Source organism: Streptomyces bambusae, from assembly GCF_019400985.1.
GTDB classification, from domain to species: Bacteria; Actinomycetota; Actinomycetes; order Streptomycetales; family Streptomycetaceae; genus Streptomyces; species Streptomyces bambusae_A.
In genome coordinates this window covers 43550-50649 of record NZ_WTFF01000013.1, presented here as the reverse complement: position 1 = coordinate 50649, position 7100 = coordinate 43550, and the positions used below count along the sequence as shown (strand labels likewise).

The 7100-nt window shown below is 74.0% G+C and carries 4 protein-coding genes and 2 pseudogenes; 3 read left to right on the top strand and 3 right to left on the bottom strand.

Annotated elements, in window-relative coordinates; translation table 11 throughout:
* Positions 1-77: 77 nt before the first annotated feature.
* Together GPJ59_RS04175 and GPJ59_RS04170 are read left to right on the top strand one after the other, a co-directional pair.
* A pseudogene (locus tag GPJ59_RS04175) lies at positions 78-962 on the top strand (DUF4139 domain-containing protein); the annotation flags it as partial.
* 8 nt (positions 963-970) lie between these two features.
* Entirely contained in the window at positions 971-2530 is a 1560-nt protein-coding gene (locus GPJ59_RS04170; protein WP_219664980.1) for a mucoidy inhibitor MuiA family protein, read from the top strand.
* A 56-nt stretch (positions 2531-2586) separates the two neighbouring features.
* On the opposite strand, the gene GPJ59_RS04165 is transcribed toward GPJ59_RS04170, so the two are convergent.
* The 3 genes and pseudogenes from GPJ59_RS04165 to GPJ59_RS04155 form a co-directional block, all read right to left on the bottom strand.
* Positions 2587-3453, bottom strand: coding sequence for a DUF4436 family protein (locus GPJ59_RS04165; protein ID WP_308120122.1), 867 nt, complete (start codon positions 3451-3453; stop codon positions 2587-2589).
* A 14-nt stretch (positions 3454-3467) separates the two neighbouring features.
* Positions 3468-4448: pseudogene (locus GPJ59_RS04160) on the bottom strand (glycoside hydrolase family 26 protein); the annotation flags it as partial.
* A 258-nt stretch (positions 4449-4706) separates the two neighbouring features.
* Complete coding sequence (locus tag GPJ59_RS04155) at positions 4707-5975, bottom strand: alpha/beta hydrolase (protein WP_258023832.1); 1269 nt, start codon at positions 5973-5975, stop codon at positions 4707-4709.
* 102 nt (positions 5976-6077) lie between these two features.
* Between GPJ59_RS04155 and GPJ59_RS04150 the strand changes: the two genes are divergently transcribed.
* On the top strand, positions 6078-7037 hold the full coding sequence (locus GPJ59_RS04150) for an ArsR/SmtB family transcription factor (RefSeq protein WP_219664978.1): 960 nt from the start codon (positions 6078-6080) through the stop codon (positions 7035-7037).
* The last annotated feature ends 63 nt before the right edge of the window (positions 7038-7100 follow it).

The window sequence follows — 7100 nt, the reverse complement described above, 5'->3', positions numbered from 1 at the left end:
TTTTTTAACAAAAAAAAAGCCGCCAAGCGACACCAGCCTCGTTCTGGGGGGCGCGGATATGTGTAAAACACACACCCCCGCCCGCGCCGCCCCCGCCGCCCCCCCCGACGCCCCCCGCCGGTCCGCCGCGACCGAGCGGCGCCGAACTCGACTATGCCGCCCTCGTCCTGCACGGCCCCGAAGAGCCGGGCAGCGGCCGCAGGGGCCTGCTGTTCCCCGGCGCCCCGGCCGACCCGGTGGCAGCCGAACACCACCGCCACGCAGAAGCGGTGGCCGGGCTGCCGCTGCCCGCACACGCCGTACGGCCCCGCGAGTCGGCGGGCTCCTTCGACCACCGCTTCGACGCCGCCGCCCGCGCCGACGTGCCCTCGGACGGCACCTGGCACACCGTCACCGTCGGTGAGATCCCGGTCGGCCTGCGCACCGAGCACCTGTGCGTACCCTCCGTGGACCCGACCGTGTACGCGACGCTGGTGCTCTCCAACGCCACCGACCAGGCGCTGCTGGCCGGGCCGGTGGAGGTCAGCGTCGACGACGAGTTCCTGCTCACCGCCGCGCTGCCCACGCTCGCCCCCGGCGGAGTCCGACGGGTGGGCCTCGGGCCGGCCGAGGGCATCCGCGTCACCCGCCGCACGAACCTGCACGAGTCCACCGCGGGCCTGCGCAACCACATCACCGTGCTCGACCACCGCGTCCACGTGGAGCTCGCCAACGGCCTGGCCCGGCCCGTCACCGTCGAGGTCCGCGAGCGGGTGCCGGTCACCTCCGACCCGGACATCCGGATCGAGGAACGGGCCGGCTGGACGGCACCCGAGGCGGGTACGGGGCCGGAGGAGCACGCCCCGGGCACCCGCGTCCGGCGGGTGGACCTGCCCGCCGGCGGCACTGCCGTCCTCGACGGCGGCTACGAGATCCGCATCCCGGCCGGCAAGGCCCTGGTCGGCGGCAACCGCAGGAGCTGACACACACCATGTCCACGGCCCCGAAGCCGATCGCCCTCCCCGTCACCGCCGTCACCTGCCTGGAGGACCGCAGCCACATCGAGCGCAGCGCCGTGCTCGACCTGGAGGCAGGCGTCCAGCGGCTGCGCCTCGGACCGGTCAGCGCGCTGGCCGTCGACCGCACCCTCCACGCCGAGCTGACCGCCGATCACCCGGCCACCGTGCTCGACGTACGGATGGTCCGCAGCTGGACCCCGCGCGGACCACAGCCGTCCGCCGACGACTCCGCCCTGCGCCGGCGCGTGCACGACCTCGACGAGGAGCGGCTCGACCTTCAGCGACGCCGGGAACGGCTGCACGCCCGCCTCGACGTGCTCAGGCACCTCGCCGCCGACCTGCTCAGGGACATCGCCGAGGGCGCCGGAGCCGGGGAGACCGACCCCGCCCGCTGGGCCCGCGAACTGGACCGGGTGGACGCCGAACGCGACGCCTACGGTGAACAACTGCGCACCGTCGAGGCCCGGCTGGCCGCAGCCGCGGTCGAACGGGGCGAGGCACAACGGGCCATGGACCTCGCCGGGAACGAACCCGCCGAGCTGGTCGGCCACATCGAGCTGACCGTGCAGAGCGCGGTCGCCGGTCCGGTCCGCCTGCGGCTGACCCACCTCACCCCGTGCGCGCTGTGGCGGCCCGCCTACCGGGCCGTGCTCGACGGCGACACCGTGACGCTGGAGACCGACGCCATGGTCTGGCAGCGCACCGGCGAGGACTGGTCGGGCGTACGGCTGACGCTGTCGACGGCCCGCTCGGCACTGGCCGGCGAGCCGCCGCGGCTGGACGAGGACCGGCTGACGCTGAAGGACCGCACCGCCGCGGAGCGCCGTACGGTCGACGTCGAGCTGCGCGAGGAGGAGATCGGCGATCTCGGCCCGGTTCCCGTACTCGGCCTGCCGGGCGTGGACGACGGCGGCGAGACACGGGTGCTCAGCGCTCCCGCACCGGTCTCGGTGCCCGGCGACGGGCGGGCCCACCGGGTGCGGATCTCCGCCTTCACCACGGCCGCGCGCAGCGAGTACGCCTGCTCGCCCGAGCTTTCCGCACTGGTCACCCGGGTGGCCCGGTTCGACAACGGGTCCGGCCACGCGCTGCTCGCCGGTCCCGTGGACCTGGTCCGCGGCAGCGGGTTCGGCGGCCGCGGCACGGTGGACTTCACCGCTCCTGGCGCGCCGGTCGAGCTGGCCTTCGGCAGCTGCGACGACCACAGGGTGGTCCGGCACGCCGAGGAGTCCCGGGAGACCGCCGGCATCACCCAGCGGACCGTCGTCACCCGCACGGTCCGGCTGCACCTGTCCCGGTTCTCCGCCCCCGGGGAGCACGGCGAGCGTGTGGTCGCCGTACGCGAACGGATCCCGGTCTCCGAGGTCTCGGCGGTCGAGGTGCGCCTGCGCAAGGACGCCTGCTCCCCGCCGCCCGACGCGGTCGACGCCGACGGCGTGGCCCGCTGGGACGTCGCGCTGCCGCCCGGCGGCCGCCGCACGGTCACCCTGGTCTACGAGCTGTCGGCGAGCTCCAAGGTCACCGGGCTCTGAGTCGCCGGCCGGCCAGAGCCGCGGAAGGCGAGGGCAGGCCCCGGTCCGGACGAACCCTACTGAGGCCCGTCGTCCAGGCGGAGGGCGGTGCGGACGCCGGTGAGGACCACGGCGATCAGACAGAGGGCGATGACGGTCTCGGCCCACAGGAAGGCGAACCAGTCCAGCACGCAGCCGATCGGAGGTGAGCCGGGCGCGGTGTTGCGGAACGCCGAGAGAGCGAACAGAGTGGCGGCCATCCAGGCGAGGGCGGGCCAGACCAGACCCTCGCCGCGTGTGGTCAGGTACCAGGTCCCGATGAGCACGGACGCCGCCAGCGCCCACATCACGACCATCATGAAGACCGCGAAGACGAGCAGGCTGCCCGATCGGGACAGCGCCAGCCCCAGGACGGCCTCCTGCGGGGCGGGCGCGGGTGTCGCGGCGACCGAGAAGAGCGTGTCGTGGTTGGCGAACAGCATCCGGACCGGCACCTCCTTGCCGTCCAGCACTGCCCAGAACCCGATCTCGGTCTCGTAGGTGTCGAACGGGTAGTCGCCGATCGATCCACCCGTGATCGCGACCTGCAGGTCCTTGGTCGCGAGCCGCTCGTGCGCCTTGAACTCCAGGTCACCGAGGGCCGCCGCGGTGGTCTGGATGCTGAGATCAGCCACCGGGGCGCTCCCCTCCTCCTCCCCGAGGGTTCCGCGTGGGACGACCCGGACCCGCAGCACCAGCTCCCTGGCCGCGGCGTCGACGTGTTGGACGGCGGCTTCCACGTCCACCCGGTCGGCGGCTGCGGACCCGACCGTGTGGACCGTGTCGATCGCCTGCCGCTCGGCGAACTGCAGCCACGACCCCACGGACACCGCCACCACGATGAGCACCGCGATGGGCAGCAGGACCGGCAGGAGGGACGCCCGGGAGCGGCGCGGGCGGCTCACCGGCTCCGGTGTGTCGACAGGGCCTCGCGGAACACTTCCGCGGAGTGGGGGTTCTGATCACACTGCCACACACCGTGCGGGCAGTAGTCGGTGATGCTGTGGTACAGCGGGTCGTGGTCGGCGATCCATGCCAGCATCCCCTGCACGTAGGCAGGGTTGTCGCCGTGGCGGAACAGACCCCACTCGGGGTAGGAGATCGGCTTGCCGTGCTCCTTGGCGAAGTCGACCTGGTGCTGGAGTCCGTAGGGCTGGGTCACGTGCTCGTCGAAGGTCCGGCCGGGAGCCTGGTCGTAGGAGTCCATGCCGACGATGTCGACGACGTCGTCGCCGGGGTAGCACTCGGTCCAGGGGATCGTGTCCCTGCCGCGGTTGGGGGCGAAGTCGAAGCGGAAGCGCTGCCCCTCCACAGAGCGCATGGCAGCCACGATGCGCCGCCAGTACCCCTTCCAGCTCCCGGGGTCGGGCTGGCAGCGGTGGGTGTAGTGGGAGCCGTTCATCTCCCAGCCGAGCACGATCACGGTGTCCGGTATCCCGAGGCCGACGAGGCGCTCGGCCAGGCGCCTGAAGTGACCGTCGTACGCGCCCTGCGCGCCGGAGCGGAGCAGCTCGGCGACCCGGTCGTCGGGGACGCCTTCCTCGTTGCCCTCCAGCATGGGCACGTTCAGGATGAACAGCCGGTCGCGTTCCTCGTTGCGCCACTGTGCCCAGCTGTGCAGGGATTCAGGAGCTCCCTCGATGTTCGCCCACGTGTCGCCGGGCAGGTACGTGTGTCCGGCGCGCAGCTCGGCTCCCCCGAGCCAGTGCGAGAGCCCCTGCATCCGGTCGACGCCGGGTGAGCCGTAGTGGAGATAGGCACCCACCGCGACCCCGGTCGTCCTGGCGTTGCTTCCGGAGGGCGCTTTCGGTGCCGGGGGAAGAACGCCCCCCGTGGCGAGCAGGCCGGCAGCGGCAGTACTGATGCAGGCGCCGACTATTCGGCGGCCTCTTCGGGACATGGCGTCTCCACAGGTCTGGCGAACCGATGTGCTTGCCAGCGACGTTAGGCATCCCGTCCGGCCCACGGCCTGCCCGGTGCCCCGATCCTGGGCCATTCGCGGTAGCCCGCCGCCCTTCGCTTGGCCCGACCAGGTGACGGCCGTCCACACCGCCGAAGCCGTACCGCCCCTCCCACCCGCAGGCCGGTCGCCGGCGCCCGGGCCGGCGCGCCCGGCCTGCGCCGCCGCGCCCGGCCCTGCGCCGCCCCCGCTCCCGGATCAGGGCGCGGCCAGGTGCCTCGTGAAGAACCTGCGGACCGTGCGGCGGACCTCGGGGACCGAGACGTCCGGGCCGACCGGGCCGATGACCGCGTTCCGCTGCTCCGCCGTCATCAGTCCTGCTGCCTGAAGCTGCGGCAGCGCCGCGGCGAAGTCGGTGAAGACCCAGTGGCCGGCGTGCGGGATCCGCCCGCTGCGGACCCACCGGGGCGAGCGGGCCGCCAGGGCCGACCACGAGCGGTCCAGTTCCCGCCGGCGGTCGAACTCCTCACTGCCCAGCAGGAGTACCGGTCGGTCCGTCCCCGCCGAGACGATCGGGAAGGGCGCGCCGGCGCCGCCGGGGCCCCCGGGGCCGGTGGGCGGGTGGTCCAGGTAACCCTCCAGGTTGACGGCGGCACGGACCAGCCGGTTCTCGAAGAGCACCTGGCTGACGGCGCTTCCGCCGGCCGAGTGCCCGTACACGCCGACGCGCCGCAGGTCGAGTACGCGGGCGAGCCCGTCCGGCAGGGGCAGAGCGGACGCGTGCCGGAGCCGGTCGAGGACGAAGTGCAGGTCGGCGATCCGGGTGTCGATCAGGGTGCGCCACAAGGCCGGCCGGTCGCGCGGATCGCCGCGCAGGACCGTCGGGCGGACCGGGTCGGGCCGGTACGGCGTGACATCCGGGAATTCGACCGCGGCCGCGTCCCCGGGATGGTCGACGGCGACGACGACGGCGCCATGGCTGGCCAGGTCCTCGGCCAGACAGGTCCCCCAACCGCGAGGGTCGCCGCCACCCGGGCTGTACACCAGCACCGGCCGCCGGCCCGGCAGCACCGCGGCCCCGGCGTACGAGTGGGAGAGGGTGGCTCCCCAGGCCACGCCCGCCGCGGGGACCTGCAGGGGGCCCCACGGAGCGATCTGTCCGAACAGGCCCGCCGCCAGCGGCGGCAGCTGCGGCGCGCGGGCGAGGCCGGTGACGTCCCGGGCCGGGTAGAAGACGGTCAGCATCAGCTCCCGGACCGGGAACGCGGGCGTCAGGGGGTCGGGCCGGGAGGTGTCGACGAGATGGACCGACCGGCACCCCACGAGGTGGCGGCCGGTGGGCGCGGGCAGGCGGAGCACCACATCGTCCGCAACAGGGGCCACAGCCGTGGCCCTGGCGCCGGCGTGGGCAGGGCCGCCGGCGCCGAACAGCAGCGCGGCGGAGCCCAGGAGGGCGGACGCGGTGACGAAGCGTCGGCTGACGGAGAGATCGCGGGTCATGTGCCCGACGGACAGGTCGCGGTTCATGCCTCCCATGCTGTCCGCCCGGCCGACCGCGGACGATCGTTTAGTTTGGAGGCTCAAGGATGGCTCGCCGGACGGAGTCCGTGCCGACATGCAGGGGGCGCCGTGATCCGGATCCACTTCACGCCCGGCGACTTCGCGAACGTCCGGCTCGCGCCGCGGCCCGCCCCGCTGCAGGAACTCAACGCGGCGCTGACGACGATGTGCCGCCAGGACGCCGGCCTCCTGCTCGGACCGTGGCGGCGCAGGGCGCTGCGGGCCCTGCCGAGGGCGGCCCACCCGCTCGCGGACCTGGTCCCGGCCGGGCGGGCGCCGAGCTTCCTCGACACCACGGCGGACTCCCTCCCCGATGCCCTGGAACAGGTCCGCTCAAGCCCGGCCGAGGTGGTCGGAGCGGAACTGGAACGGGTCTACGCGCCCACGCCGACACCCCCACCCGCGTGGATACACGACCTGCGGCGCGGCGACGGCCGGGCCTGGCAGGTGCACCACCGCGCGCAGCACGCGGCGTTCGAGGCGCTGCTCGGCCAGGTCTGGCCGCAGGTGCAGGACCTGCACCGCGCCGAGTTCGTACGCCGGGCCGTGGACCTCGCGGAAGGCGGTGTCGACTCGCTGCTGTCAGGGCTGGTGCCCGGCGCGAGCGTGGACGGCAGCGTCTGGCAGCTGCCCGGCTTGCCGCGGGAAGTCCGCCTCGACGGGCGCGGGTTGCTCCTGCTGCCCACCTTCCACTGGTCCGGGAGGCCGCTGCTGTCCGACCTCCCGGGCCTCCCGGGCCTCCCGGTCGTGGTCACCTATCCGGCCGGTCCGGGCCTACCGCCGCAGCCCGACGGATCCACCGGCCCGCAGGCCCTGGCCAAGGTGATCGGGAGCACCCGCACGGAGCTGCTGCACCAACTGGCCGCAGAACGCACCACGACCGAGCTCGCCCGGCTGCTCCGCGTCAGCGCCCCGACGATCTCGGCCCACACCGCGGCCCTCCGCGACGCCGGACTGATCTCCACGGAGCGGGCCGGAAAGGCGGTCGTCCACCGGCGCACCGCCCTCGGCAGCCTGCTGCTCGGGTAGCAGCCCTACGCCGCCCCCTACGCCGACCCTCCGCCCACCCCTCCGCCCCGGCGGGGCGGAGGG